Source organism: Lacticaseibacillus baoqingensis, assembly GCF_003946165.1.
In the GTDB taxonomy this organism is placed as follows: domain Bacteria; phylum Bacillota; class Bacilli; order Lactobacillales; family Lactobacillaceae; genus Lacticaseibacillus; species Lacticaseibacillus baoqingensis.
In genome coordinates this window covers 18,170-44,639 of record NZ_RHOI01000006.1, presented here as the reverse complement: position 1 = coordinate 44,639, position 26,470 = coordinate 18,170, and the positions used below count along the sequence as shown (strand labels likewise).

General features: G+C 52.7%; 24 protein-coding genes. 6 read left to right on the top strand and 18 right to left on the bottom strand.

All coding sequences use genetic code 11. The features are described from left to right. Positions 1-56: 56 nt before the first annotated feature. Both EKM91_RS03655 and EKM91_RS03650 read right to left on the bottom strand, forming a co-directional pair. The gene (locus tag EKM91_RS03655) at positions 57-881 is read right to left on the bottom strand and encodes a DUF72 domain-containing protein (RefSeq protein WP_125749896.1); all 825 of its coding nucleotides are present in this window, start codon (positions 879-881) and stop codon (positions 57-59) included. Beyond that, complete coding sequence (locus EKM91_RS03650; RefSeq protein ID WP_125749892.1) at positions 874-1,341, bottom strand: NUDIX domain-containing protein; 468 nt, start codon at positions 1,339-1,341, stop codon at positions 874-876. The genes EKM91_RS03655 and EKM91_RS03650 overlap by 8 nt, the downstream gene beginning before the upstream one ends. Positions 1,342-1,515: 174 nt before the next feature. Here EKM91_RS03650 and EKM91_RS03645 point away from each other — a divergent pair, with 174 nt between their 5' ends. Beyond that, complete coding sequence (locus EKM91_RS03645) at positions 1,516-2,664, top strand: ABC transporter ATP-binding protein (RefSeq protein WP_125749889.1); 1,149 nt, start codon at positions 1,516-1,518, stop codon at positions 2,662-2,664. A gap of 603 nt (positions 2,665-3,267) precedes the next feature. Here the strand turns inward: EKM91_RS03645 and EKM91_RS03640 are convergent. From EKM91_RS03640 to EKM91_RS03605, 8 genes are all read right to left on the bottom strand, one after another. After that, entirely contained in the window at positions 3,268-5,436 is a 2,169-nt protein-coding gene (locus EKM91_RS03640; protein ID WP_125749886.1) for a hypothetical protein, read from the bottom strand. 43 nt (positions 5,437-5,479) lie between these two features. Then, on the bottom strand, positions 5,480-6,490 hold the full coding sequence (locus EKM91_RS03635; protein WP_125749883.1) for a WxLIP family cell surface protein: 1,011 nt from the start codon (positions 6,488-6,490) through the stop codon (positions 5,480-5,482). Between the two features lie 74 nt (positions 6,491-6,564). Further along, the gene (locus EKM91_RS03630) at positions 6,565-7,215 is read right to left on the bottom strand and encodes a WxL domain-containing protein (RefSeq protein WP_164508436.1); all 651 of its coding nucleotides are present in this window, start codon (positions 7,213-7,215) and stop codon (positions 6,565-6,567) included. Positions 7,216-7,342: 127 nt separating this feature from the next. Beyond that, positions 7,343-8,260, bottom strand: a complete 918-nt coding sequence (locus EKM91_RS03625; RefSeq protein ID WP_125749878.1) for a lactate/malate family dehydrogenase — start codon at positions 8,258-8,260, stop codon at positions 7,343-7,345. 10 nt (positions 8,261-8,270) lie between these two features. Next, entirely contained in the window at positions 8,271-8,852 is a 582-nt protein-coding gene (locus EKM91_RS03620; protein WP_125749875.1) for a TMEM175 family protein, read from the bottom strand. 39 nt (positions 8,853-8,891) lie between these two features. Next, entirely contained in the window at positions 8,892-9,581 is a 690-nt protein-coding gene (locus tag EKM91_RS03615) for an NAD-dependent protein deacylase (RefSeq protein ID WP_125749872.1), read from the bottom strand. A 12-nt stretch (positions 9,582-9,593) separates the two neighbouring features. Then, positions 9,594-10,547, bottom strand: a complete 954-nt coding sequence (locus EKM91_RS03610) for a hypothetical protein (RefSeq protein ID WP_125749869.1) — start codon at positions 10,545-10,547, stop codon at positions 9,594-9,596. A gap of 33 nt (positions 10,548-10,580) precedes the next feature. Continuing rightward, positions 10,581-11,360 carry a PHP domain-containing protein gene (locus EKM91_RS03605; protein ID WP_125750090.1) on the bottom strand — a complete coding sequence of 260 codons (780 nt, stop codon included), beginning with the start codon at positions 11,358-11,360 and terminating at the stop codon, positions 10,581-10,583. Between the two features lie 62 nt (positions 11,361-11,422). Here EKM91_RS03605 and EKM91_RS03600 point away from each other — a divergent pair, with 62 nt between their 5' ends. Both EKM91_RS03600 and EKM91_RS03595 read left to right on the top strand, forming a co-directional pair. Then, a complete protein-coding gene (locus EKM91_RS03600) occupies positions 11,423-11,932 on the top strand; it encodes a YbhB/YbcL family Raf kinase inhibitor-like protein (protein WP_125749866.1) in 510 nt (169 codons plus the stop codon). Between the two features lie 53 nt (positions 11,933-11,985). Next, positions 11,986-12,519, top strand: a complete 534-nt coding sequence (locus EKM91_RS03595) for a dihydrofolate reductase family protein (protein WP_125749863.1) — start codon at positions 11,986-11,988, stop codon at positions 12,517-12,519. Between the two features lie 111 nt (positions 12,520-12,630). On the opposite strand, the gene EKM91_RS03590 is transcribed toward EKM91_RS03595, so the two are convergent. Further along, a complete protein-coding gene (locus EKM91_RS03590; RefSeq protein WP_125749860.1) occupies positions 12,631-13,944 on the bottom strand; it encodes an NCS2 family permease in 1,314 nt (437 codons plus the stop codon). 528 nt (positions 13,945-14,472) lie between these two features. On the opposite strand from EKM91_RS03590, the gene EKM91_RS03585 reads away from it, so the two are divergent. Continuing rightward, on the top strand, positions 14,473-17,244 hold the full coding sequence (locus tag EKM91_RS03585) for a cation-translocating P-type ATPase (RefSeq protein WP_125749857.1): 2,772 nt from the start codon (positions 14,473-14,475) through the stop codon (positions 17,242-17,244). Positions 17,245-17,291: 47 nt separating this feature from the next. On the opposite strand, the gene EKM91_RS03580 is transcribed toward EKM91_RS03585, so the two are convergent. Continuing rightward, positions 17,292-17,789, bottom strand: coding sequence for an NUDIX domain-containing protein (locus EKM91_RS03580; RefSeq protein ID WP_125749854.1), 498 nt, complete (start codon positions 17,787-17,789; stop codon positions 17,292-17,294). Positions 17,790-18,610: 821 nt separating this feature from the next. Between EKM91_RS03580 and EKM91_RS03575 the strand changes: the two genes are divergently transcribed. Then, positions 18,611-19,966 carry an MFS transporter gene (locus EKM91_RS03575; RefSeq protein ID WP_274379972.1) on the top strand — a complete coding sequence of 452 codons (1,356 nt, stop codon included), beginning with the start codon at positions 18,611-18,613 and terminating at the stop codon, positions 19,964-19,966. Between the two features lie 50 nt (positions 19,967-20,016). On the opposite strand, the gene EKM91_RS03570 is transcribed toward EKM91_RS03575, so the two are convergent. Genes EKM91_RS03570 through EKM91_RS03545 form a run of 6 tightly spaced genes read right to left on the bottom strand, consistent with a single transcriptional unit; the run spans position 20,017 to position 25,405 of the window. Then, on the bottom strand, positions 20,017-21,087 hold the full coding sequence (locus EKM91_RS03570) for an iron-containing alcohol dehydrogenase family protein (protein ID WP_125749848.1): 1,071 nt from the start codon (positions 21,085-21,087) through the stop codon (positions 20,017-20,019). A gap of 14 nt (positions 21,088-21,101) precedes the next feature. Then, the gene (locus EKM91_RS03565) at positions 21,102-21,839 is read right to left on the bottom strand and encodes an amino acid ABC transporter ATP-binding protein (RefSeq protein ID WP_125749845.1); all 738 of its coding nucleotides are present in this window, start codon (positions 21,837-21,839) and stop codon (positions 21,102-21,104) included. Positions 21,840-21,850: 11 nt separating this feature from the next. Next, a complete protein-coding gene (locus EKM91_RS03560; protein WP_125749843.1) occupies positions 21,851-22,570 on the bottom strand; it encodes an amino acid ABC transporter permease in 720 nt (239 codons plus the stop codon). 9 nt (positions 22,571-22,579) lie between these two features. Then, entirely contained in the window at positions 22,580-23,674 is a 1,095-nt protein-coding gene (locus tag EKM91_RS03555; RefSeq protein ID WP_125749840.1) for an Ldh family oxidoreductase, read from the bottom strand. Positions 23,675-23,676: 2 nt separating this feature from the next. Then, positions 23,677-24,504 carry a transporter substrate-binding domain-containing protein gene (locus tag EKM91_RS03550; protein ID WP_125749838.1) on the bottom strand — a complete coding sequence of 276 codons (828 nt, stop codon included), beginning with the start codon at positions 24,502-24,504 and terminating at the stop codon, positions 23,677-23,679. A 13-nt stretch (positions 24,505-24,517) separates the two neighbouring features. After that, a complete protein-coding gene (locus EKM91_RS03545) occupies positions 24,518-25,405 on the bottom strand; it encodes a fumarylacetoacetate hydrolase family protein (RefSeq protein ID WP_125749835.1) in 888 nt (295 codons plus the stop codon). A 697-nt stretch (positions 25,406-26,102) separates the two neighbouring features. Here EKM91_RS03545 and EKM91_RS03540 point away from each other — a divergent pair. Beyond that, a complete protein-coding gene (locus EKM91_RS03540) occupies positions 26,103-26,426 on the top strand; it encodes a hypothetical protein (protein WP_125749830.1) in 324 nt (107 codons plus the stop codon). Positions 26,427-26,470: the final 44 nt, after the last annotated feature.

Genomic DNA, 26,470 nt, shown 5'->3' with positions numbered 1-26,470 from the left:
TTAATAAGTGTCTAGATAGCTTTTAGTATAGCATAGGACGCCACTGGGTTTAATGGCTAAAACAAGTCCAATTGTTCTGGTCCCAGCCCGGTGTAGTGTAATTGTTCTTGGGCGATAAACGCTAACGCATTGGCCGCTGCATCCCCGCCGCCATTATTATTGAAGATCACCGCCACATCCCGGCTGGCCAATTGCCGGGCGACTTGGCCTAATTCATGGAGTGCTTCCGGGGAGTACCGATAATTGGTGCGCTGGCTGCGCCACTGGCGGCTTTTTTCTTGCCAGCCGGCAAAATTACGCCCATGCAGCCGCATGATCGTTAAATCCGGATGCGTCGCTTCAGCCACCATTGGCACACTGCCGGCAGGGGTTTGCGGCTCGTCGACCACGACATGGATCATGCGCAAGCGCCGTAATTGTGCCAGTGTGGCTTGCCGATATGCCGGCAGGTACCAGCCGTTATTGCGCAACTCCACGGCGATCGGCAGCTCCGGAAACAACTCCCGCACGCGGTCTAAATACCGACTGTTCGCTGGCGTGACGCCAAAAAAAGGCGGCAGCTGAAACAAGATAGCCGCCAACTGTTTGCTCGCCACTAACGGCGCCACCGCCCGTTTCAGTGCCGTGAATTGCGCCACGACATCCACATGTGGATCGACTTTGTGCAAGGTCATATACTGGCTGGCTTTGATGATGAAACGACACCGAAGCGGTACCTGCTGCTGCCAGCGCTGGACCACAGCAAGCTTGGGCAAGGCGTAAAAGCTCGTGTCGATTTCGATGATCGGAAAATGTGCCGTCAGATCAGCCAGCGTACTGGTTTTGCCATTAGCGGCCAGTTCGGGATGATCCGCAATGGCCGTGACGCCGACTTCAATCATTGGCCACCTGCTCCAAACCTAAAAAGCGCTCCCCGGCAAAATGCGACAGATATTCCCCTGCTTGCCCCGCCCAAAACAGCGGCAGCATCGCTGCCAGATCCGGCACCAGACCCTGATTTTGCGAAGCGGTCAGCCATTGGCGATCAAACGCGGCCAAGACCCCTTCACGCGTGGCTTGCGGTAATGACGGCATGCTGGTGCTAACACCGCTAAACAAGTACAACTCCCCTTGCAAGCGGTCATCTACCAGCCAATGGACCAAGCCGCAAGCCGTGACAGCTGGCAACACTAGGCCACATTCTTCCGCCACCTCACGGATCGCCCCGGCACTTGGCGTTTCGTTAGGTTCAACTTTCCCGCCCAAGCCATTCCACAATCCTTGATACGGGGGCTTAGCCCGATTGATCAACAAATAACCGACTGGGGTCTGCACCAACACAATGGTATACGCTTTAACCAAGATCACGACCACCTTCCATGAATAATGGGTTCATCACCCGCCTTGATTCTATCACATCACCTTTTTTGTGCATGTTGGCAAAAATCCTGGCGAGATTTTGTGCACATTGACACATGCCTACAAAAGCGCTTTCAATTACAATGAACTTGTTAAATCACGATGGGAGTGGAAAATATGGTACAAATCAACCTGGAACACATTTATAAAAAGTATCCCCATGCCGATCACGACTCTGTGATGGACTTCAATCTGCACGTTCAAGACAAGGAATTCATCGTCTTCGTCGGTCCTTCTGGTTGTGGGAAGTCCACGACTTTGCGGATGATCGCCGGGCTGGAAGATATCACGAAAGGTGAATTAAAGATCGGCGACAAGGTCATGAACGACGTGGCGCCAAAGGATCGTGATATCGCGATGGTGTTCCAAAACTATGCGCTGTATCCACATATGACCGTGTTCGATAACATGGCCTTTGGGTTGAAGCTGCGCAAATATGAAAAGTCCGACATCAAAAAGCGGGTCGATGAAGCCGCTGAGATCTTGGGCTTGACAGAATTTTTGAGCCGCAAGCCCGCTGACTTGTCTGGTGGTCAACGCCAGCGTGTTGCCTTAGGCCGGGCGATCGTGCGGGATGCACCGATCTTCTTGATGGACGAACCGCTGTCTAACTTGGATGCCAAATTGCGGGTTTCCATGCGTGCCGAAATCGCCAAGCTCCACCGGCGTTTGAACACCACGACCATCTACGTGACCCATGACCAGACTGAAGCGATGACCATGGCTGATCGGGTGGTCGTCATGTCTGTTGGTAAAGTCCAACAAATTGGTACCCCAGCTGAAGTTTATGACAACCCTCGCAACCAGTTCGTGGCCGGGTTCATGGGTTCGCCAGCCATGAACTTCATGGAAGTCCACTACAAAGACAGCCGTATTTCTGATGGTAAAGGTTTGAACATCGCGATCCCTGAAGGCCGCGCCAAGATCTTGAACGACCGCGGTTACAACGACAAAGACATCACCTTGGGGATCCGTCCTGAAGACATCCACACCGAACAAGCCTTCTTGGAAACCTGGCCAGAACAAACCATCGACTCCGTGGTGACGGTTTCCGAATTGATGGGTGCCACCTCACAGCTTTATGCCACAGTCGACGGCACCGACTTTGTCGCTACTGTTGACGCTCGTGACTTCCACAACCCTGGTGAAAAGGTCAAGATGGGCTTTGACGTCAACAAAGCGCACTTCTTCGACAAAGAAACCACCAATGCGATCGTGACTAAAGAAGCCGAAGAAGCCATGATCGCAGAACAAGCCAAAGCCTAACCAAAACCCAGAGCGGAGCAAGCCGCTCTTAGCGATGTGGGTAAGGCAGCTTGGGTGCGTCGCGGCACGCGGCGTGACCGGGATGACTTACCCGCAATCGCGTTGGCTTGCGCAGCTCGACGAAAACCCAGAGCGGAGTGGCGCGCTTTTAGGCATGTGCATAAGACGGCTTGGGTGCGTGGTGGCAACGCCATCGCGTGCCCGAGACGACTTATGCGCAATGCCGTTGCGCCACGCAGCTCGACGAAAACCCAAAGCGGAGCAAGCCGCTCTTAGGGGTGAGTATAAAACAGCGTGACGCGTTATGGCGCCAGCCATGGCGTGGCGCGATGCTTTATACACCACCCCGTTGGCTTGCGCAGCTCACCGATACCAAAGCGAAGCAAGCCCACCTTAGGGGTATTGCACTGGCTGCACCGCTTCCTGCTCAAACACTTACACTTACCAGCCCCTTGCCGAATGATGCCGCATTCGGCGAGGTTATACCCCTTAATGTTGCTCCCTCTAAGTTAGAGGGGGCACTTTTTTTCACTAAAAAGGACCGCCAAGGATGATCTAAAACTTAGATCATCCTTGGCGGTCCTTTGAATTTGCACATGCGGTTTAATCGCCGCTAGGGCCGGCTGTGACCGTCCAAGTGACGGCTGAATGGTATTGGCCCGCCTTTGCCTGCGGCGCCTTACCAGTAGCCAATAATGGCTCAAGCGGCAAGCTCATCCGGCCAGTCGTGGGGTTCACGCTGACTTGGTCAAGGGCAGTGACTGGCACGTTGTCGTCTTTGATCTGTGCTTCTTGCATTTGTCCTTGGGCATTCGCCCAATTCAAAGACAACGTTGCACTGCCGCCGGCTGCGCCATTCAAATAACTACTGCCGTTTTTGAATGGCGCTAAGGCCACCGCCAGCGAAAACGTCGCATTAGGCCCGCGGGAATCGCTGACCATCACTGTGGCAGGAGCAGTCGCTAACAGCCACTTATTGAATACCGCCGGATCGGTGATACTAGCTGTACCGGAATATTTCCCGGTGATCAGATCTGCCACTGTGGGATCGCTCATTTGCGCCGCGGTTTGGCCTGGCTGTGCGACTTTGAACGTAAAATCAGGCACTTGCAACAAGTTCAATCCCGCCGCATTCACAGTCAAAGTCGTCGGGTTGCTTTTGACAACATTGCCAGCCGCCGTCGTCACCGCGACTCGATACTGTGTTTGGTCATCTGCTGCTTGGGCAGTGGCGGTATAAGCCGCTCCTGTCCCATTAGCGAGGTTTTGCCAAGCATTGCCGCTGGTGGTCGACTGTTGCCATTGATACGTCCAATTGCTCCCTGCTGGCGCTGGCGGCGCCGTCAAGGTGAAGGAATCGCCGGCTGCCAATGGTTGTAAGTCAGGCAAGTGCCCGATGGTGACTGGTACTGACTGGCTGACAGCCGTCCCATCAGTGGTCTTTTTCCCAGTGACCATCACGGTGCCGGTTTTCCCATTAGGATTAGCCGTCAAAACACCGGTCGTCGCATTCACCGTCGCTAAAGACGGATCATCCACAGACCAAGTGACCCCAGTCGCAGGTGCGCCTTGATAAGTAGCACTGGCGGTAGTGACTTGTGAGTCGCTATCTACCTTGTCGCCGCTAAAGAGCAGCGGCGAAGCGACCTTGACCGCCAGCGGCGGTTGTTTGATATACAAATGTGCCGTCCCGACAACATTTTGTTGGATCACGGTACCGCCTTTGGCCACATCCATCGTCGCCGTTACCAAGGCCTTATCTTGACTGGCTTTGACCTTGGGCACGGTCATTGTGGTGCTGTTGCCGGTGACACTAGCCCCAGCCAGGGTCCAACGAATGTTTTGTGCGGTCAACCCGCTGGGCAAGACGATCTTGAAGGCGGCATCGCTGCCTGCTTCGACCGTTTGATCATCGATTTGGCCGATATAAGCGGTACCACTTTGTAAATACGTTGTTGGCGACGCGCCATTGACTGGTATCGGCACCGGTAAAGAGAATGCGTACATCGCTTGGACCACACCGGCGCCAGTGGCAGTAAACGTATTTTGCGACCAACTGCCAGCTCCATTAGTCGCAGTTGTGCTCAAGCTGGGCACGACGTTGGCTGGCAAGTTGCCATTATTGAGTTGTGCCGTGATCGTACTGCCGGGGAAAACCACTCGCGGTGAAAGCGTCACACCCAATTGAAAGTTCGTCGGCAACACCAGCATCGGGAAAATCGTCGATGGCGTATACGCTTGAGGATTCCCTGCACCGTCATGGATCCTGACTTGGAAATAGACCCAAGTCGGCTTCGTAACGTCAGGAGCGGTCAGCTTATATTGGATATTTTTGTAGTCGGTACTGCCAAAATCAAGCGGCATCGCATTACTCAAAACGGCTGAGCCTTGCACAGGCCCGGTACCAGACATTTGCAAAGGCGCGCCTGGTTGATACCAAACTGTCTGATAATAAGGATCCCCGGTCCCTTGATAATTAAATGCCGCCTTCACGGTGACACTTTGCCCAGAGACTTTGACCGCATATTGCCCGTCTGGCAAGGTACTGGTGGTCGCCATCCAGTTAAGCGGTGACGTGAATTGATTCGCCCCGCCAGTGGCTGCCGGCTTCAAGAAATTTTCCTCACTGCCAGCAGGCACCGTTTGAATACTAGGCGGCGTGATGCTGCCGGCGATATCGGCATGGACCGGCAATACCGGCGCAATGATCCCCGCCAGGCCTAAGACCAGTAGCAGCCAGATGCCAAGCGTCTTAATATGCAACTGTTTCATTGGCTTCTGCCTCCTTTTGGCAAGTGTCGCTGCGCGCTCGCGCTTAGTCTTGAGGACTGCGGCGGCGCTTCAACAAAAGCACCAACAAGACCAAGATCACCACCACTAAAGCCCCAATAATGATCAGCGTCCATGGTATGTGGCGTTCAACTTTCAGATGGGCTTTACGGTTGGTCGTGGCAGCTTGTTGCGCGGTGATCGTGAAGTGGCGCTTGAATTGCCAGTGCCATTGATGGGCCGTTGCCTTCAGTATCAAGGTGTACTTGCCTGCCGTCAAGGCCTGATCACTGTAGATCCCATAAGTAAAATGCGAGTTCGGGGCCATGGATAAGTTGTTGCTGGTGCGCTTTACCACGGGATCAGCTTGACCGCGCGGCGTCACTTTGGCCACGATTTTGAGGTGGTTGAACAACCGCGGCTGCGGGTTTTGCAGCTTGGCTAAAATCGCCGCGCGATTGCTTTGGACCCCCGGTTTGACCGTCAAAAGCTTCAAATCAGGGGCGACCATGGTCGCAGTCGACTGCAGCTGCACCGCTACCACCATCGCAAAGCGATTGACGATCGCTACGCCGGTGCCTGGCTGGGCATAGTCGGCAGTGTCTTGCACATGCAAGCCCCCGAGGATCTGCCCGGTGACCGGTTTAGCCGGCATTTTCACCGTGTATGTGACTTGCTTGGCTGCATTCGGGGCTAACTTGACGGTTTGCGCCTGGCGGTTGACCAACAACGCCGTGAAGCGATACGCCGCAGAATCATCACGCGGCATGCCTGGATCGTAACTCAGCTGGCCGCCAGCAGAAGTCCCGGCATTGGTTGGTACCACACGTACTGTCTTCGGCTTGGCCGTCAGATTCGTGATCGTCACTTTGAGTGTGTTTTGCTGGTTTGGCGCCAGCTTCATATTGAAATACCCGGTATTGCCGCCGACTTGCTGCGCCGTCAGCGTCGGTTCAACGGTAAAACTCGCCCCGTTAGCCGCCTGCACGGTATTCGGCACCATCAATACTGTTAACGCGACGAAGGCGCCTAACAGCCACCAATAAACTCTTCGCATGCTTCCCCCATCATCTCATTCAGCCACAAACGGCCAGTGACGAACGTCGCTGGCCGTTTGGTCATTCCTCATTACTAGTTACCAGCGCCATCTGCGGTGCCATCAGGGCCGGTCGTCAGCGTCCAAGTGATCGGTGCCCGATAGGTCCCAGCCTTTGCTCTTGGCGACTTAGCCAAAGATAAGGTCGCAGCAGAAACTTCAGCGGTGTTGACCCCAGACCCAACGTTAGTCGCATCTGCAGCCCACACTGTGGCGCCTGTCGTGATCGAATCAGCGGTGTCAAAGGCATTGGCCGCCGAACCCGTCGACGTATTGGAGACTGTGTCAAACTTCAAGCCGGAAACATTCAAGTCGCTGGCCGTAGAGGTGGTGTCGGTGCCAAACACAAACTGACCCGCTTGCGCGCTCAAGGTCCAACCGGCATTGGTCCCACGGTTATCGGTCACTTGCACCGTCAGATCCGCATCCCCATCCGCTGCGTTGGGCAAGTCCGAAACCGCCCCGCCTTGCAGCGAAAGATCATTAGCTTTGGCGATCAAGTCTCCAACAGCCACGTCATCAAAATGCAGATCTGGGACCTTATCGAGTGTCAAGGTCCCAGCCGAAGCCCCGAATTGCGCCGTTGAGGTCTTTGTTGCGGTATCATCGGCCGCATGGGTCAAGGTTGCTGGTACGGTCAACAAACCCACCGCAGCGGCAAGTAAAAGCCAAGTTGTTTTTTTCATTAATTGTTCCCCCAATATTCGCAGACGTAAATTACATCCACATATTAGCATATTGGGTATCAAATGGTTAGTAAAATGTCAAATAATATGATAATATTTTACGTTTGGCTCTAATAATTCGTTAATATTAAGGCAAGGCTTGCATCGTCGCGAGGTTGGCCTTGATCGTCGCCGCTGAGTGCTGGTACTGCGTCTTTTCAGCGGCTGTCAACGCCAACTCAGGATTGCTCAAGACCCCGGCTCGGCCCAGCATTGCCGGGTGGCCGATGCTGATGCCTGCCGTTTCATCCCAGCATGCGCAAGGAAAAACGCGCCGCGCATCACTGATCACCGCCGCAGCCATTTCACAGGCGATGGTGGCGATTCCGTAATTGGTATAATGCTTGGTCTTGAAGATCTGCCAGCCGCCTTGCCGCGATGCTTCGGCCAAGGCCGCATAATCCAGCGCGCCATATGCTGTGATCGCGGTGCTGTTGATATAAACGGTCGACCACGCGGTAAATTGTGAGGCACCGTGTTCGCCTAGATTATACCCGCGCACGTCGGCAAGGTTGACCCCAAGTTTTTCCGCCACCGCTCGGCGCATGCGGTAAGTATCTAAACCGGTCCCGGTCCCCAAGATCCGCTGGCGCTTCCAGCCTAACAGCTGCTGCCAATAGTTGACCGCCACGTCGCAAGGGTTGGAGATGTCGATCAATACCCCGGCAAAACCGCTTTGGGCTAATTGCGGCGCGACCTCATCAATGGCCAGCTTAGTGCTGGCGATTTCACCATTGCGATCACCGCCGGCAGCCACTTGACTGATATCCCCAGCGGCAAAAATCACGACTTCAGCGTCTGCTAAAGCCGCATAGTCATTGACGATCAGCTGGGTAAATGTCGGTAATCCCGCTTGCGCATCGGCAAGGTCCAAAGCCTCTGCGGCAGCGCGGTCAGCTTGTTTGTCGATCAAGATCAAGCGATCAGCTAAACCTTTGGTGACCATGGTGTACGCGGTTGTGACCCCGACGTGCCCGATCCCGATGATGCCTACTGTACGAGTCATAATTGCCTCCTTAATGTGATAAGTGTTGTTCAATGCGGCGTTCCGGCACCACCCATACCAATAACAACAAGGTATCGACGATGATCGTCAACGGTGCCCACCACCAGCCTAAGCCTAACGCCAAAACGTTGCCGGCGATGGTGATCAAAGGCTTGCGATAACCGCGGCCTAAGACATGGCTGATGGCATCTGATTTCGTATTCACCCGCAACAAGCATTGCACCAGCAGATAATAGGTGATGTCCGCTAATAACACGACTCCACCATAAAACAGTTCCGGGGCGATACTTTTCAAGTGGCGCTCGCCGACCCATGCCGTGGCAAAAGGGAACAGCGACACCGCAAACAAAAACGCCACATTCGCCCATAACACTGCGCCATCAACATGCTTGACGACTTGAAACAGGTGATGATGATTATTCCAATAAACGGCCAAGGTAATAAAGCTGACCAAATAGATCAAAAACTGAAACCTGAGATCCCATAAGGCCTGAAAGCTCCCGCCAGCTGGCGGGCGCAATTCCAACACCATGATCGTGATGATGATCGCGATCACCCCATCAGTGAACGCTTCGACGCGATTTTTTGACATCGTATCCTCCGTTCTCCTTAAAAGCGCCCCCCAATAAGTTCAAGCCAGATCCGCAAACACCTGAGTCGCATCGCCTAACACCATATGCGCCCCCAGCGGCAGCTCTAATGGCTCCTTATTCACCGCTGCCAGCGTGGCTTTAGGATCAGCATATTGGATCAACCCGGCAAAGGGATAAACGACAAAGCTGGTGCCGACGACGATCAACAAGTCCGCTTGCTGGATCGCCTTCACCGCCGCTTGCAGCACCTCACTGGCGATCGGCTCACCATATAAGACGATATCTGGGCGGATCACCCCGCCATCTGCTGAATGAATGTCTGATTTGAGATAATCATGATAGTCGATCGCTTGATGACATGTTTGGCAATACAGCCGATACAAGTTGCCATGAAACTCCACCACATGCTCAGCGCCGGCTTGACGGTCAAGACCGTCGACATTTTGGGTGACGATCGTCCCTTTTTCATTGGTGATCGCCGCCATGACGCGATGGATCACATTCGGCTTGGCGGCTGGATGGTACATGTTCTTGACCACCCACTCGTGAAAAGCGTCATGATGCGCCGCCAGATTATCCGCAGATAAGGCATATTCCGGGCGTTGGGAATCGGCGTACAAGCCGCCTTTGCTGCGGTAATCCGGGATCCCAGAAGCCGTTGAAACGCCAGCGCCGGTCATGAAGGTCACATGTTGGGCGCAAGCGAGTGCTTTTTTCAGATCAAACATATTACCCTCCTGTTATGCCCGCACCGTATAATCGATATGATATTGATCCAATACCGCTCCTAGCGGCTCTTGGTACAATTGCTGGAAAGCTTCAGGCGTTGTTTCTTTCAAAGGCAGCACAAAGGCGTTTTGCCCATCGCCTTTGCCTAATGCGACATAAGCTAATTGCTTGGTGGCTTGATCTCGATAGGCGCTGTGCTTGAGTTCAAAGACTTGATTCAACGCTAAGCGCAGCTGGCGCTTGGACAAAACTGGCGGTACCGTAGCAAATTCGGCATTATTCAACGGCGCATACCCCACCGCCGCGATCAACGCGTTAAAGCGGCCAAACAAGTTGACCACTGCGCGCCGATATGCAAACGGCGAGTCGTTCGGCTTGGTCGTCAAAGTTGCATATAACGCCGCTGCCAGCGGATACGCTCGCGGGAAGCGCTGCTGCCATTGCGCACGCTGGGTCGCATCCCCGCCGGCAGCAAACAAGGTCATATGATCAAACAACGATAAGCTGCGGTAGATCAACAGCTGATCGCCGGCTTGGGGTTCTGGCGTTAAGACGGCAGCAAAGCCTGCTTGCAACTGCGCGCTTTGATCAGCGCCTAAGAAGCCGTTTTCGCGTTGCCATTGCGCCACCAGCAGGTGCAGGGCTGCACTGGATAAGGCCGTGGCGGTGGCATAATGCTGCCGGTCTAACTCTGGCGTCCCAGTCAGCAAATGATATTGCAGCTGCGGATAGCCGCTCGCAGCATAAAGCATATGCAATAATTCATGGCTCAAGGTATACGCCACATCGGTCGTATCGGTGATCTCGATGACTAAGGTGCCATCTGGTTGCAGTACTTCGCGCGATTGGCTGTGCAAGAGCTGACCGCTGGCTTCACCGCTGACTTGGATCGTGATGGGCATCGTGTACCCTGATTGCACTTGATCAAAAAGCGCCTTCAATTGTGGATCTGTGATTGTATACATATCGATTCCTTCAATTCTTGTGAATGCTTCCGGTTAAAATTCGACCATGGTCGGCTGATGGTCTTGGTAAGTGGCCAATTGCGTGATGTGATGCGCGTGTAAGAATGCTTTCGCCTGGGCAAATTCCATTTGGAACGCTTCTGGCACATGCGCGTCACTGCCTAAGGTAAACAACCGCCCGCCAAGCGCTTGATACCATGGGATCACCAAGTCATACAACGCTGCATCATGCCACAGATACATCGATTTCGTGTTCAATTCCAAAGCCATATGCTTGGCGATCACTTCCCGAAAGATCGCTTGGATCGTCGGCCGCGCCCAAGCAGCAAGTTCAGTCGGGGTCACGGAAACCACGCGCAACCCGTATTCAAAATGGGCTAACACATCGGCCCCATCAAAGCGGCGCACGCCTGCCAGCATGGTTTGATAATAATTTTGCACGAGGGTCTTTTTGTCGACGGTCTTGAAGTGGTCATCTTGGAAATCATATTCGCCATTATGGTGGAAGCTCAACAAGATCAAGTCATAGCGGTTGTGATCCAAATAAGCATAGATATCATCGAGTTTCGGCGCATAATAACCCACTTCGATCCCGCGCAGCAGCTGGTTGGGGTACTTGGCGTGCAATGCCTCCAGCTTCGCAACATAATCGTGATAGTCGGGCTTATTGTCATGCCCATGTTCATCTGGATTGGCCATTTCCAAGTGCTCAGTCGTGACAAATGGGTGCTGGGTCTGGGCCAGGTAATCTTCAAATTGGGCATCAGAATCAAACGAGAAATACGTGTGGACGTGCTGGTCATAATACAAGATGATCTTCCTCCTAAGCAAAGCTGTGCTATCCTTAGAATAAGGTTATAAGGAGGCGTTATCAAATGCAAATTTCCGTTCCTGTCACGCAAGGTTTCTTAGCCGATAAATTCGGCAAATACGCGCCTGAAGCAGATCGCTATCAAGGCTATCCCAAGCGCAGTTTTCCGATCACGCTCACAGATGCGCCAGCAGGTACCCAGAGTTTTGCGCTGTGGCTGATCGACTTTGACGCCGTACCGGTTTCTGGGTTTCCTTGGATCCACTGGAATGCCGCCAACATCCCTGGCGATACGACCCTGGTACCAGAAGATGCCAGCCGCAGCGGCTTTTTGACCATGGTCCAAGGTCACAATGCCAATGCCGGCAAGCTCGCCCACAATCCTGATTCGTTGATCAACACCGGCTACGTCGGCCCGCAGCCGCCTAATGCCGATCATGCCTACACCTTGACCGTTTTTGCGCTGGACACCTTGCTCGACTTAAAGGCCGGCTTTTGGCTGAATGAAGCCCGTCATGCCATGGCCGGGCACATCTTAGCGCAAGCGAGTCAAGATCTCTGGTCACGGGTATGATACCGTTTTCATTATTGTGATATACTGAACTCATACGAAAGTGAGGGGTTCATATGGCACGAAAAGTGATCTTGTATCTCGCAGAAAGTCTTGATGGCTTCATCGCCGAACCAGATGGCAGTACCGCATGGTTGAGCCAACTCGCCGCCACGGAAGCCGATGACGCCTACCAGCGTTTTTATGCAGGCATCGACACGGTCTTGATGGGCCGCAAAACATATCAGCGCGCGCTGCGCTTAGCCGGCAGCTACCCATACAGTGACAAAGAAAGTTACGTCTTTTCCACGACCCTGCACGACACCGATGACCCCACGACCGTGGTCGCAGGCAACGTGCCCGAATTCGTCCGCCAGCTCAAAGCCAAAAAAGGCAAAGACATCTGGCTGGTAGGCGGCGCCGACATCTTCACCGACTTATTGAAAGCGGGCTTAGTTGACCAGTTGATCATCACCATTGCCCCGGTATTACTAGGTGATGGGATCTCGCTGGTGGCCAGCGGTATTAGCGATGTCGACTTGCACTTGACCCAAGTAGAACCGCTTGGCCAACTGACTGCCTTACACTATGACGTCCACCAACCCGCCTAAAGCGGCCATGGGAAATACTCATATGCTTAGGTGCAAGCACTAAACGCCAATCAGGGCGTGCGACTAAAAGTCGCACGCCCTGATTTTGTTGCCGATTCCAGTATTGTGTGGTCAGCCGGCGTTTAAGATCCACATAAAGCCGATAAAGACAAAGAACAAGCCATACATGATCGGCGAAACTTCCTTGCCGCGCTTGGCTGCTAACATGGTCAATGGATACATGATAAAGCCCAAGGCGATCCCATCAGAAATGCTATAGGTCAATGGCATCCCTAACAAGATCAAGAAACTTGGGATCGCGATGGCCATATCGTCCCACTTGATCTCGCGCAGCGACTGCGCCATCAAAACACCGACAATGATCAATGCCGGCGCCGTCACTTGCGTCGTCACCACCGCCAACAGCGGTGAAAACAGCATGCCTAACAAGAACAAGATGCCGGTGGTGACAGCGGTCAACCCGCTGCGGCCCCCCACGGCGATGCCGGCGCTGGATTCGACATACGCGCCAACGGGACTGGTCCCTAAGACAGAACCCACCAGCATCGCGGTGGAATCAGAAGCCAAAGCCTTGCCGACACGCGGCATCTTGTTATCCTTCATAAAGCCGGCTTGATTGGCCAATCCGACTAAAGTACCTGCGGTATCAAAAAAAGTGACCAATAAGAAGGTCAAGACGACCACGATCAATTGGATCGAGTTGATGTCACCAACATGTTGGATCGCCACGCCAAACGTCGGTTTCAACGATGGTGCCGCCGAAATGATCGCGCTGGGTGCTTTGATCAATCCGGTGACCAACCCTAAGATCGTAGTCAAAACCATCCCGATGAAGATCCCGCCTGGGACTTTTTTGACCATCAAGATCGCCGTTACGATCAAGCCAAAGATCGTCAACCAAGTCGTGCCGACGCTCAACGACCCCAAGCCCACTAAAGTCGACTTGTTGGCCACGATCAAGCCGCCATCAGATAAGCCCAAAAAGGCGATGAACAACCCGATACCGCCAGAGATGGCGTACTTCAAATCGGCTGGGATCGCATCGATGATCATCTCGCGCAGCTTGAAGATGGTGATCAAAATGAAGATCAAGCTGGCAACAAACACGCCTGCCAATGCGGTTTCCCATGGGATCTTCATGCCGATACAAACGGAATAAGCAAAAAACGCATTGATCCCTAAAGCCGGTGCCGTGGCGATCGGGTACTTTGCCAAGATCCCCATCAATAGGCATCCTAGCGCCGAAGCCAACGCCGTCGCGGTGAACACCGCGCCTTTATCCATCCCCGAAGCCCCCAGTACGGACGGATTCACAAATAAAATATAGGCCATCGAGATGAACGTCGTGAACCCCGCAAGCACTTCGCGGCGGATCGTCGTGTTCAACTGTTCGATCTCAAAATAAGCCAGTAACTTCTCTTTCAAACCATTAGCCTCCAAAAAGCGAACTTTGTTTCTGGAACAACGGGTATTATCATATAATAATCTGGAAAAATGGTAAAGGTTTATTTAATTATTACGTTAAACACGAACATTAATCGTACCACCTGACGAACGAAAGACCACGCAGTTTCCGCTTGTCCGCTTGCTAAGCGCTTTCATTTTCGGCAAATCTCGGTATACTAAGGGTGTGACCACCGGCTGTGATCCCGAAGTCGGTGGGTCATGCTCCGACGTTGCGTTTTGGTCAAACGCATTCTCGACGTCGGAGGGTGGACGTGAACCCACCTTCTTTCAATGAGAGGCTGCGAATAGCTCGCAGCCTCTTTGGTTTCGGCCTGCCTTGAGCCTTGACACAACGATTCGCGATTCGTTATGCTTATGATAATCAAAGACATTCGGTTGGGCGCAAGCTTCAAGATCGGCTTCCTGGGGAGGAAGCCATCCTAAGCTTGCGCCTTTTGCGTCTTTGACTCAGCATACGCGCTTTGCGTCATCATAAGGAGGACTTATATGCCATCCCCCCACTTACAACATAAACAAGCCGTTTTAACTGAATTAGAGACTTCGCGGCGCCACGGCTTAACGGCTGCAGCCGCGCAAGCACGGTTGACTCAAATGGGCCAAAACGCCTTAGCTCAACCGCCAAAGATCCCGGCGTGGCGACAATTTGCCCATACGTTCAAAGAGCCGCTGGTGATCATCTTATTGATCGCTGTGGGCTTAGCTTGGGTCAGCGCCGCTTATGACTTTTTCGGCGGCGGCGACCCTGCCCATGGTATGGCGGCGATCTACGAAAGCATTGCGATCTTACTGTTGATCGCGATCAATGCCGGGTTGTCGTTTTGGCAAGCGCAAGCGGCGCAAAAATCACTCGACGCCTTAAAAAACATGGCCGACCACCATGCGTTGGTCTTGCGTGACGGGCAATGGGAGCAGATCCCAGCGAAAGCGCTGGTGGCTGGTGACATCCTCAAGGTCAAAACCGGCGACTTCATCGAAGCGGATGTACGCTGGCTTCAAGTTGCCGAACTCATGACCAATGAAGCGCACCTCACCGGTGAAGCGGATCCAGTCAGCAAACAGACGCATGCCATTGCCGATGCCCAAATCGGTGATCGCACCAACATGGGCTACTCTGGGTCCATGGTCACTCATGGCAACGGCATTGGCGTGGTCGTCGCTACCGGGATGCATACCGAACTTGGCAAGATCGCCGACCTTTTGGCCAGCGTGCCGACTAAAAAGACCCCGATCGAACGTACCATTGCCAAGTTGACGACGCGCTTGATGGCGGTGGCCATCGCCATTGTCTTTTTGACCCTAGGCTTAGAGTTATTCAAAGCCTATCAAACCACTGGCAGCTTATCTTTGACTGCGGTGGCAGAATCGCTTTCCACTGCGATCGCCTTGGCGGTGGCGGCGATCCCTGACGCTTTGCCGGCGGTTTTGTCCATCGTGTTGACGATCGGCGCCACCATGCTGGCACACAACAATGGCTTGATCAAATCGCTAAACGCGGTGGAAACTCTCGGTGCCACCAGTTTCATCGCTTCAGATAAAACCGGCACCTTGACGCAAAACCAAATGACTGTGACGCGTTTTTGGGCCAATGGCGCCGCCTTCGCCGTAGAAGGCAGCGGCTTTGACCCGGTAGGTGAGATCACGCCGGAATCTGCCGCCGATGATTACCAGCGCTTCATGGCTGCCAGCGTTTTAAATAATGAAGCGACGATTCAAGAAGACGCCGACGGGATCTTTCAACCTTATGGCAATCCCACTGACGTCGCTTTGGTGGTCATGGGGCACAAAGCCGGCATCACCCGCGATCACTTACTGGACAAAAACGGCACCCACGACATCGACATCGTCCGCGTCATACCGTTTGACTCCACCCGCAAAATGATGAGCGTGGTGATCAAAGATGGGGCCCAATACCAGGTGCTGACTAAAGGGGCCCCAGATGTGATCCTAGCGCACACTGCGCAAGTAGCCGACGCAGGGGGTCTCAAGCCGCTGGAGACAATGAAGCAAACGGTCGAAAATGTGGTTTTAGGGTTTGCCAATGATGCCTTGCGGACCATCGCCGTGGCGGTGCGCGACATCGATGAAAACCTGGCCTTACACGGCGAACAAGCAGCACTTGAACACTCACTGACCTTATTGGGGATCGCCGGGATCATCGACCCGCCGCGGCCAGAAGTCCGCGCATCCGTCGCCACCTTGCATCAAGCTGGCGTTGCTGTGGTCATGATCACCGGCGATCATGCCGCCACTGCCCGGGCGATCGCGTTAAAACTGGGGATCGTGGATTCTCCCGAGGCAACGGTGATTCAAGGCGCGGCATTAGAAGAAATGAGCGATGAAACCTTATTCAAACTTGTCCCTACTATTCGCGTTTATGCACGTGTGAGTCCTGAGCACAAACAGCGGATCGTCAAAGCCTTACAACGCCATAATGAAGTCGTGGCCATGACTGGCGATGGCATCAACGACGCCCCGGCCTTGCGTGCGGCAGATATCGGCATCGCCATGGGGATCAACGGCACTGAAGTCACTAAAGATGCCGCCGACTTGATCTTATTAGATGATCAGTTCACCACAATCACCCGCTCAGTTGAAGCCGGCCGCACGATTTTTGGCAACATCAAAAATTTCATGCGCCACGAGTTGACCACCAATGTCGCCGAAGTCTTGGCCCTGTTGCTTGGGGTGGTGCTGATGACGCGGCCAGTCGGTCAAGTCAGTGCCACTACCCCGGTGCTGACGGCATTGATGGTTTTGTGGGTGAACATGATCTCAGATGCCTTACCAAGTTTTGCACTTGGCTATGACGTGCCTGAAGCTGACTTGATGCAGCGCCCACCGCGCAATGTGGATCAGTCAGTCTTACATGGTATGCTGGGGCGGATCTTCGGGCGCGGGATCGTCATGGGGGCATTGGTTTATCTGGCCTTCTTATGGGCGGCTCATGCCGGATACCCCGCTGCCACTGCGCAAACGATCGCCTTTTTGACCCTGGTTTTCGGCCAGCTCTGGCATGTCTTTGACGCCCGCAGCAATCGCACCTTATTCCACCGCAATCCCTTTGCCAATGGGAAGTTATTGATCGCCGTAGCGTTTGCCGCCAGTGCGTCTTTGCTGGTAACGTTAATGCCTTTTTTCAATACGGTGATGGGCACCACACCGTTAAGCGGCACCCTTTATCTAGCGGTGATCTGCTTGCCGGCACTGCCAACGTTGATCCTTTCTGGGATCAAAGCGCTATGGCTGCGCCGCCGCTGACCGCATTAAAAAAGCCGAGTCTGACGACTCGGCTTTTTTGGTGGCGCTCAATAGTTGGCTTGGTATAACTGGATGATATCCAGTGCCGAGTTTTCTGGACTAGGCGGCCACATGCGGGCGGGAGCTGCGGCAACTGGCACCCAACTGGCAGTCCCTAATTCATCAGACAAATGCAGTTTTTGGTCGGTGGTCAGCGCGATATAGCCGTGCATCATCATCTGATGCTGCGGGAGCCAATAAGTACCCGCATAATCCAACTGATCGACACTCACACCTAATTCTTCATGGACCTCGCGAGTGGCCGCTTGCTCCACGTTTTCTCCAGGCTTGATATACCCAGAGATCAGCGACTCATAACGCTCAGACAGATAAGGCATCTTGGCCAACACGATCTCATGCTTGGCGTTGGCGACTAAAATGATCACGCAATCCGCAAAGTTAGGAAACCAAAAGCGTTCGCATTGGTTGCAATACGGGATCTCGCCATCATCGCCAGCGGCTTTAGGCACCAGTTTCGTGCCACAAGTGGGACAATATGTGAACATCCATTTCGCCTCCTTCTATATTTTCCGATTGTTGACCAATATACCCCTTAAAGGCCAAACTGCCAACTGCTGCGACTGGTTGGCAAGCGCTCATGGCAAAAAGATTGGCCAAAAATAAATTTTGCCCAAAACAGTTGACAGCGTTTTCAACCCGTGGTATCTTATCGTCACGGTATCGTGTAAGTAGTAGGATCCCATGCGGCCGCATGGGATGTGACCCTCACTGCTCCCTGGGGAAATCTGGTCGCTTCGGCGTCACCCCAGCAATCAAAAGCGGCGCACAGCCCTAACATGGCCCCACCGTGTTAGGTGGCTTTAGCGATGAAGCATCTGCGTACTACGGGCGTGGATGCAACAAAATGATTGGCGGACGCTCCAATGTACAGGCAACTGTACAGCACCACCCGCTTTTGGGGGGCCAAAAACGGGATGCACCAAAGCATGACGCACCACTAAAAACCGCGAACTGGCGGTCTTGTACGGCAGGCAACTGCCAAACAGCCACCAGCAAGCCACCAGGGACACGAGCAGGCAACCGCTCGTGTCTTTGGCGTGTCAAAAAATAAACAGAGCGGAGTGGCGCGGTTTTAGCGCGTAGGCTTGGGTGTACTGGCGGCGATCTGGCAAAGCCAGATAGACGGCAGTGCCCCAAGCCCTAGCGCGTTGCGCCACGCAGCTCGCCTAAAAAATCAGCGGATCTCCACTATTTTCCCGCTGATTTTTTTGCGTCCGGCGTTATTTGCGATCGAACCAAGTGACCCCAAATTTTGGCTATTGTCGCTAAAAAGCGTATTCTAGAGGCGTACTTTGGAGGCGATATTATCTTAGCATCGAATCAACGGCGAGCATTCATCGCCACTTTATTGACGGGCACTTTTTCCATGTCGATTTCCCAATCTGCCTTAAGCACCGCTTATCCCGCGTTCATGCGGGCGTTTGGGCTTGGGGCAGGCACGGTTGCTTGGCTGACGACCGGCTTTATGCTGGTCATGAGCCTCATGATCCCGGTTTCGCCATGGCTATTGACCAATGTCGGCTTCCAAAAATTATTCCAAGGCGTCGTCGGCTTGTTTGCTTTAGGCACTGCCTTATGTGTCTGGGCCCCAAACTTCCCGCTATTATTGATCGGCCGGCTTTGTGAAGCCTTAGCCGTCGGGATCATTTTTCCCAGCTTCCAAACTGTCTTACTGACGATCACGCCGCAAGCCCAACGCGGTGCGGTCATGGGCACTGCTGGGTTAGTCATGGGCTCGGCTTTAGCAGTTGGACCGATCATTTCTGGCATCTTATTGACTTGGTTTTCCTGGCGGGCATTGTTCATCTTATTTTTGATCGTTGCCTTGTTGGTTTTGGTCGTTTCAACACGCACGATCAAAGACGTGATGCCGTTGACCCCGACTAGGCTGGATTGGTGGTCAGTGATTTTAGCTGCCAGTTTTCCGGCGCTGCTTTACGTTTTATCCAGTGCAACGGCTCACGGGCTGAGTTGGTGGCTGATCGGCTTGGCCATTATCGCCTTGCTTGCGGCATGGGGCTTTGTCGCGCGGCAGCTGCATCAAAAGCGCCCATTATTGCAGCTGCGCGTTTTTGCGACGCCGCAATTTCATCTGGCAGTTTGGCTGACGGGGATCTCTTACATCGGCTTGATCGTCACGACGATCATGATGCCGCTGTACTTTCAAACCATCTTACACGTCACCCCGCTGGTTTCAGGGCTGTCATTGGTGCCTGCTGCCGCCTTGTTGGCGATTTTGAACCCGCGGGCCGGCCAGTGGCTGGACACTTATGGGCCACGCCGCGTCGTCTTGTTAGGCATGGGCTTGATCACTGGCGGCTTCTTATTATTAGCCGTCACTGCCGGGCACTTGCCTTTGATCGGCGCGATCGCCTTGTCGATGCTGACTGAAGCCGGCAACGCGTTTGTGATGATGCCGGCGGTCACCACTGGTGCCAATGCCTTACCGCAAAAATGGCTGTCTGACGGCACGGCTGTGACCACCACTGCGCGGCAGCTGTTAGGCTCTTTAGGCGTTGCTGTGGCGACAGTCTTATTGCAACAAGTGCAAGCCTTCAGCGGCCAAGCCCCGGTTGGTTTTGCCGTGACTTTTGCCTTTTTTGCCGTGATCGGCGCTTGCGGTTGGGGCTTAGGCCTGCGCCTGCCAAAACAAGCGGCCTAAAAAAGCATTGCCCATTGGCCAGCACCTGGCGTCATGGGCAATGCTTTTTTCTAATTAGTCAGCGCTTCGACTTGTAATATCGCCTGTTGCACCGCTTTGGCATCGATCTTGATCGGGATCGTAAAAGTGGCCGCCGCTTGCGCAGCGATCTGCTCAACCACGGCGTGATCAACCGTCGCAAACCCCAGCTCATGAAAATTCGTCGGGATGCCTAAGGTTTTAAAAATCGGCAACAAGCGCTTGACCTCAAAAAGTTGGTGCTCTAAGACCAGCTGTACCAAGATTCCATAGCCGACTTTATCGCCATGCAGCAAATGGACGGTTTCTGGAAAATAGGTCAGCGCATCATGGATCTTATGCGCGCCTAATGGCCGGGCACAAGCTTCGCCCCAGCCGCCCACTAAGCCAGCAGTGACGATCACCGATTCCGCCGCGATTCGCCAAGTATGGGTCAAATGCCCTGCTTGCATGTCGGCCACTGCCTGTTGAGCGGTCGCAAAAAAGACTGCTTGACACGATTGGGTCATTTGCTTAGCGATGGTCAACCCCACCGTATAGTCTTGCGGTGCCAATGCGGCAAAACTCAGCTCTGCTTCATAATATTTGACTAAAGTATCCGCCAACCCTGCCACGAAATAAGCGACCGGGGAATTAAAGATCACTGCGGGATTAAACAAGAGCAAATTAGCCGTTTCATTATAAAAGACGTGATCTAAATGCGTGCCGTCTTGATGATAATGCACACTTAATGCTGACCAAGGGGCACAATTACTGGCTAAAGTCGGGATCGTCACTAAATATAAAGCTGTCCCGGCAGTCACACTTTTGGCAGTGTCGATCACCTTCCCGCCGCCTAACCCGATCACTAATTCACAGCGGTTGGCCTGCACGAGCTGCTTGACGCGCGCAATTTCTTCATAAGAGCATTCCCCGCCAAAAGACACATCCACCACTGCCACGTCAGCACCAAAATCCGGCAGGTACGGCAACGCCGCGGCTAATGACTTTTGCCCGTGCAGCAACAAGACGCGATGCACATTTTCGCTGGCAATGAAGATGGGTAATTGATCATAAGCATCCACCCCGGCAATATAGCGTTGCGGTCCACTTTGTACAACCATTGCTTCGCCTTCCTTTAATCCCTTAATATCCGCGCCAAAAATTGCTTGGTACGCGCTTCTTGCGGATGTTCAAAGATCTGCGCCGGGGTACCTTTTTCAACCACATTACCCTCTGCCATGAAGACCACTTGACTGGCCACATCGCGCGCAAATGACATTTCATGCGTGACGACGACCATCGTCATTTCATCATCGACGAGATCCCGCATCACGTCCAATACATCATCGATCAACTCTGGATCTAATGCTGACGTCGGCTCATCAAACAAGATCACATCTGGTTTGATCACAATGGCACGGGCAATGCCGACCCGCTGTTGTTGACCCCCAGACAATTGGCTGGGATAAAAATCGACCCGGTCTGCCAATCCCACTTTGGCCAAGGCGGCCTTGCCGCGGGTGATCGCCTCTACTTTAGGCACTTTACGCGCAGTGACGAGCCCTTCGATCACATTTTCAAGCGCTGTTTTATTTTGAAATAAGTTATACCGCTGAAAGACGAACGCGGTCCGTTTGCGAATCGCTAACACATCCCGTTTGGCAATGCGGGTGACGTCATAATGATCTTGATCTAAAACGATCTCACCGCTGTCAGCGCCATCCAAAAAATTGATCGTCCGCAATAACGTGGTTTTCCCCGAGCCGCTAGGGCCTAAAATGACGACCACCTGGCCTTTTTTAACCGTCAGGGACACATCTTTTAGGACATGCTTATCGCCAAAAGCTTTTTGAATATGCTTAAGTTCTAACAAATTGCCCTCCTTTAGCGCGCTATGCGTTTACCGGCCACATTGACGCGCAATTCGATCACATCGACGACTTTAGAGATGACAAAGCAAGACACCCAATAAATGACCGCCAAGGCAATATAGACCTCGAAGTAGCGGTACCCTTCAGAACCGATCAGCTTGCCTTCCGCCATAATATCGACCACGGAAACCGTAAAAGCCAATGAGGTGTTTTTAAATAACTTCAACAAATTATTCCCTAAATTAGGGATCGCAATTTTGACGGCTTCTGGGATGATGATCCGCCGCAAGGTTTGCGCGCCGGTGAGGCCGATCGAATATGCCGCTTCCACTTCCCCTTGATCGACAGATTCGATCGCCCCACGGATCGTTTCGGTTTGATACGCGCCTTCATTGAGACTATACGAGATCAACACACACCACAGCGGCGAGACCCCATCGATATTGAAGTTCGTCTGAAATTTGGCATTCAAGAGCCGCAAGCTGATCGGAATGCCATAATAAAATAGATATAACTGGATCAAAAGCGGCGTCCCGCGCACGATCGAAATGTAAATATTCACGATCGTCGTCAAAATACGGACATGATAGATCCGGATCAATGCGCAAAAAAATCCGATCAGCAAGCCAAATACTAACGCAACCCCCACGATGGCCATGGTGATCGGATAGTATGGCATGATTTTGGGAAATGTCTCAAGCAGAAAATGCACATCAAATATCTGTTCAGTCACATCATCACCTCAATTGAATGCGTCTAAATATGGCTGATAATCAACGCCCAGCCGTTTTGAAATCGCTACTAATTCTGAATAGGTCTGAGCGTCGATTTTTAAGCCGTGCCGGATCCGATCCGTATAAGCCGCGGCTTCCTTGTCACCGTGCACATACACGCGCTTGCCTGGAACTGCCGGCAATGCCCGCAGCGCTTCTAAGTAGGCAGAAAAGCGCTGGTAGATCGCCGCTTTATCGCCAAACAAGCTGGGATCCAAGGCAATATAGCTTTGACAGATGCCAGCAGTCGGATCTTGATCTGAGATCTCATGCGATACATTGCCTTGCGCCAAGATGCCGGTAAAGATCTCCACGATCATCGCCAAGCCATACCCTTTATGACTCCCAGTGAATTCGGAGATCCCGCCTAATGGCACCAGTCCTACCGTCGATTGCGCATCACGCAAGCCGGCTAACACCGTGGCATCATGCGAATAAACAGGCGTTTGGCCATCTTTGGCCACCCACAATGCTGGCAAGTCTTTGCCTTCTTTTAAATACAGCTCAACTTTGCCTTGAGGCACTGTGGTCGTGGCCACATCAAAAATAAAATGATGCGGGGTGGCCGGCATGGCAAAGCCAATTGGGTCAGTGCCTAAAAAGCCCTTAAGCGCATTGGTCGGGATCATCCCCGGCCCTGTATTCGTCGATGAAAATCCGATCAGCCCCGCATCAGCAGCCAGGTTCGCATAGTAGCCTGCCACGCCATAATGATTAGAGTTGCGCGTTGCCACGATCCCAAAGCCGTGTTGTTTAGCCTTTTGGATCGCCAGGTTCATGCTGTAGATCCCCACAAGCTGGCCCATGGCAAAGTGGCCATCGACGACTGCGGAAATATCGGTTTCATGCACCACTGCAGGCGCTGCGGTTTGCTTGATGCGCCCCCAGCGCAAGAACCGGTCATACATCTGCACCCGCTGGACCCCATGCGACGCGATCCCATGCAGATCGGTGTCAATGATCGTTTGCGCGATCGTTTGGCTGTCTGCGGCATTAAAGCCCCAAGCGGCAAAAATTGCTTGGACCCAAGCGGTAACGACTTGACTGTCATAACGTTTTTCCACGATCATTGCCCCGTATAATCTTTACCAAAATGCTGCTTGGAAATCTTGGCCAAGGTGCCGTTTTTGATGATCTTATCCAGCCCTTGATCAAAGTATTGCTTAGCGAACTTGCCGTCAGCATCATTGCCAAACAAGAAATAAGCGAGGCTGTCTTGGCCGCCTTGTTCTTTTTCTGGCAGATCGGTGGTCGTTAACTTGGACCCATGTTCTTTGATGTACGCTTGCCCGGTGACGTTCACCACCACTGTCGCATCTGCTTGACCGTTTTCGACTGACGTCAGCAAATCACTGGCATCTGAATCAAGATGGGAGAGCTTGATCTTTTTGTCTGGATGCTTCTTGTTATAAGCTTCCAGCAATAATTGCACCGCAGACCCATTGGAAAACGTCGTGACTTTCTTACCGGCGAGATCTGCCAGCGTATCGATCTTGCCGCCTTGTTTCGACTTGTTATACACGATCGAATACTTAGTCGTCAGATAACTCTTATCTGAGAACAAGTACTTTTTCTCGCGGGCCGGATTTTTCACGATGTCATTGGCAACGACACTATAGCGCCCCGCATCCACGCCAGAAAACATCGACTGAAATTCAGTGGAATTCCAGTGCAGCTTGATCGCCGGCTCCGCTTTATCGATCGCCTTGGCAACGTCGATGTCATACCCCACCAATTTGCCTTTCGAATTCGTATAGGCATAGGGTTTAGACGCCGGCGAAGAGACGATTTGGACCGTTTTGGCTTTGGCTGCGGCCACCGCGTGTCCTTGGGTCAAGGTGCCTACAAATACTGCACTGGCCAGCAATGCCAGCGATAAAATTGTTTTCTTCATAGCCTTTCCCTCACTAATCCTTGACGTTGATGTTCAATTGCCCGATACCGTCGATCTCGCTTTTGATGTGATCGCCAGCTTTCAGGTAATTTTCCGGCACCATCCCAGCGCCTACCCCATTTGGCGTCCCGGTAGCTAATATCTCTCCAGCACGCAAGGTCATGCCTTTCGACAAGGTGCTCAAACATTCTGCAATACTAAAGACCAAGTTGCCGGTATTGCTTTCTTGCCGCAATTCATCGTTGACCCATAAGCGGATCCGTTTTGCCGGCGGAAACGGCAATTCGTCTGCGGTCACGATCCATGGCCCCATCGTCGTCGACCCATCCAACGATTTTTGGAAGAATGACTCCACGTGTTTGCGCAGTTCACGCGCCGTCATATCGTTGACGATCGTATACCCTAAAATGTAATCTTCGACTGCTTCCGGCTTAACAAAATGATTGATCTCTTTTTTCAAAACGACCGTCAATTCCACTTCGTAATCCCAACTGGAAATAAAATCAGCATGCGCTGGTGTGGCTTCACCTTCGCCAACGGCACGATCGACGTGTTTGGCAAAAAAGATCGGTTCTGCCCGCTTGGCCGGATCTTCGTCCATGTATTTTGCCACTTCGTTAACATGATCGATATAGTTGAGTCCTAGCGCCAACACGTCCCGTTTTGGATGCGGGATCGGCGCGGTCAGCTTGACTTGATCAAACGCAATGGCCCCGGTTTGTTGCGGGTCGTTCACTAGGCGTTTCAGCTTTGCCCAAGTCGCGTCATCTGCGCCATCGATCAGCGCGTTGACCGACTCAAAGGCGTAGCCTAAGGTCTTGATCGGAAATACCCGTTGACCATCGTTTGAAACCAAGCCAACTTTTTCTGTGTCATTGTCAATATAAGTGATGATCTTCATTCTTGGTGCTCCTATTCTCTGTGGGTTGTGGTAAGCTCATGCCGTCATAATAACCACTGCACCACATTCGGGTGCTCACCAAGGCACATCCGCGCCATAACTGTAACCAAATATTGATCCGATGTTTTCTCAATCGACTCATGATCAGCACCCCCTCCTATTTTTGTCACCAATCAAAAAACGCCTCGCAGCTAATCAGCTACGAGGCGTCTACACGCGGTACCACTCGTCTTCAACGGTCACCAAATGACCGTCCTTGAGGATCCGACCCATGCGGGTTAATCCCTGACGCGTTATCGGGCGTACCCGGATGCCGCTTAGTTGCCCTCGCGTCATCTGGCATTGATTCGGACCATATTCGTTTGTCCTTGACTAGCTGGTTTCACCGACCCCAGCCTCTCTTAAAGTTTCGTAACAAACTACTCATCCAAGTGCCATTAATTATTAATGTGATCATAGCCACTAACTACGGTACTGTCAACTATTTTTTTCAAAACCGCGAACTGTCAGGCTTGTTAATCGGTGTCGCGACACGGTTTTCCGGATGCTCAACAAATTTCTCGGCTGGCTTTACTCATTGTATTTTAATCAATTCTGTCCTGCCTCGGTCGCCGGCTCGGGGTTTCCCTGCTGAAACGCTGCCGTTGTGGTAGAATCAAGCTATATATCCGGTAGCGTTTGTGATGAGGTGAATGAGATGAATGTTTTTACGGCTTTGAAAATGATCCAGTTTGACCACCAACCTTTGAACCACCAGCAGGTCGTCATCACTGATCCTAGCGGTAAACCTGATGCCCAGTTGACGGACTTATTAGCCGATTGTCTGAGCAAGATCGATATTTTCATCAACTTCGATACCACCCAAAGTGTCGCGGATGTGATCGATGATCTGCACCTCTTAACGCCGCTGCCTTATGACGTGCTCGAAGAATACCAAAAGATCTTGGAGCAGCACATCACCGGCGTCAACTTTGCCAGCCACAAGCAGCTGGTCGAATTGGTCTACACGCCCTTAGTCTAAAATGCCCCTAAAAAAACACCTTGGTACCGCGATTCTAACCCGAA

What these genes read in the sequence shown, in the direction of transcription:
- EKM91_RS03635 (WP_125749883.1), bottom strand. Translation starts at nt 6,490, where the DNA reads ATGCGAAGAGTTTATTGGTGGCTGTTAGGCGCCTTCGTCGCGTTAACA.
- EKM91_RS03600 (WP_125749866.1), top strand. Translation starts at nt 11,423, where the DNA reads ATGCAAATTTCCGTTCCTGTCACGCAAGGTTTCTTAGCCGATAAATTC.
- EKM91_RS03610 (WP_125749869.1), bottom strand. Translation starts at nt 10,547, where the DNA reads ATGTATACAATCACAGATCCACAATTGAAGGCGCTTTTTGATCAAGTG.
- EKM91_RS03625 (WP_125749878.1), bottom strand. Translation starts at nt 8,260, where the DNA reads ATGACTCGTACAGTAGGCATCATCGGGATCGGGCACGTCGGGGTCACA.
- EKM91_RS03570 (WP_125749848.1), bottom strand. Translation starts at nt 21,087, where the DNA reads ATGGTTGTACAAAGTGGACCGCAACGCTATATTGCCGGGGTGGATGCT.
- EKM91_RS03630 (WP_164508436.1), bottom strand. Translation starts at nt 7,215, where the DNA reads ATGAAAAAAACAACTTGGCTTTTACTTGCCGCTGCGGTGGGTTTGTTG.
- EKM91_RS03615 (WP_125749872.1), bottom strand. Translation starts at nt 9,581, where the DNA reads ATGTTTGATCTGAAAAAAGCACTCGCTTGCGCCCAACATGTGACCTTC.
- EKM91_RS03655 (WP_125749896.1), bottom strand. Translation starts at nt 881, where the DNA reads ATGATTGAAGTCGGCGTCACGGCCATTGCGGATCATCCCGAACTGGCC.
- EKM91_RS03595 (WP_125749863.1), top strand. Translation starts at nt 11,986, where the DNA reads ATGGCACGAAAAGTGATCTTGTATCTCGCAGAAAGTCTTGATGGCTTC.
- EKM91_RS03645 (WP_125749889.1), top strand. Translation starts at nt 1,516, where the DNA reads ATGGTACAAATCAACCTGGAACACATTTATAAAAAGTATCCCCATGCC.
- EKM91_RS03640 (WP_125749886.1), bottom strand. Translation starts at nt 5,436, where the DNA reads ATGAAACAGTTGCATATTAAGACGCTTGGCATCTGGCTGCTACTGGTC.
- EKM91_RS03585 (WP_125749857.1), top strand. Translation starts at nt 14,473, where the DNA reads ATGCCATCCCCCCACTTACAACATAAACAAGCCGTTTTAACTGAATTA.
- EKM91_RS03580 (WP_125749854.1), bottom strand. Translation starts at nt 17,789, where the DNA reads ATGTTCACATATTGTCCCACTTGTGGCACGAAACTGGTGCCTAAAGCC.
- EKM91_RS03540 (WP_125749830.1), top strand. Translation starts at nt 26,103, where the DNA reads ATGAATGTTTTTACGGCTTTGAAAATGATCCAGTTTGACCACCAACCT.
- EKM91_RS03545 (WP_125749835.1), bottom strand. Translation starts at nt 25,405, where the DNA reads ATGAAGATCATCACTTATATTGACAATGACACAGAAAAAGTTGGCTTG.
- EKM91_RS03620 (WP_125749875.1), bottom strand. Translation starts at nt 8,852, where the DNA reads ATGTCAAAAAATCGCGTCGAAGCGTTCACTGATGGGGTGATCGCGATC.
- EKM91_RS03550 (WP_125749838.1), bottom strand. Translation starts at nt 24,504, where the DNA reads ATGAAGAAAACAATTTTATCGCTGGCATTGCTGGCCAGTGCAGTATTT.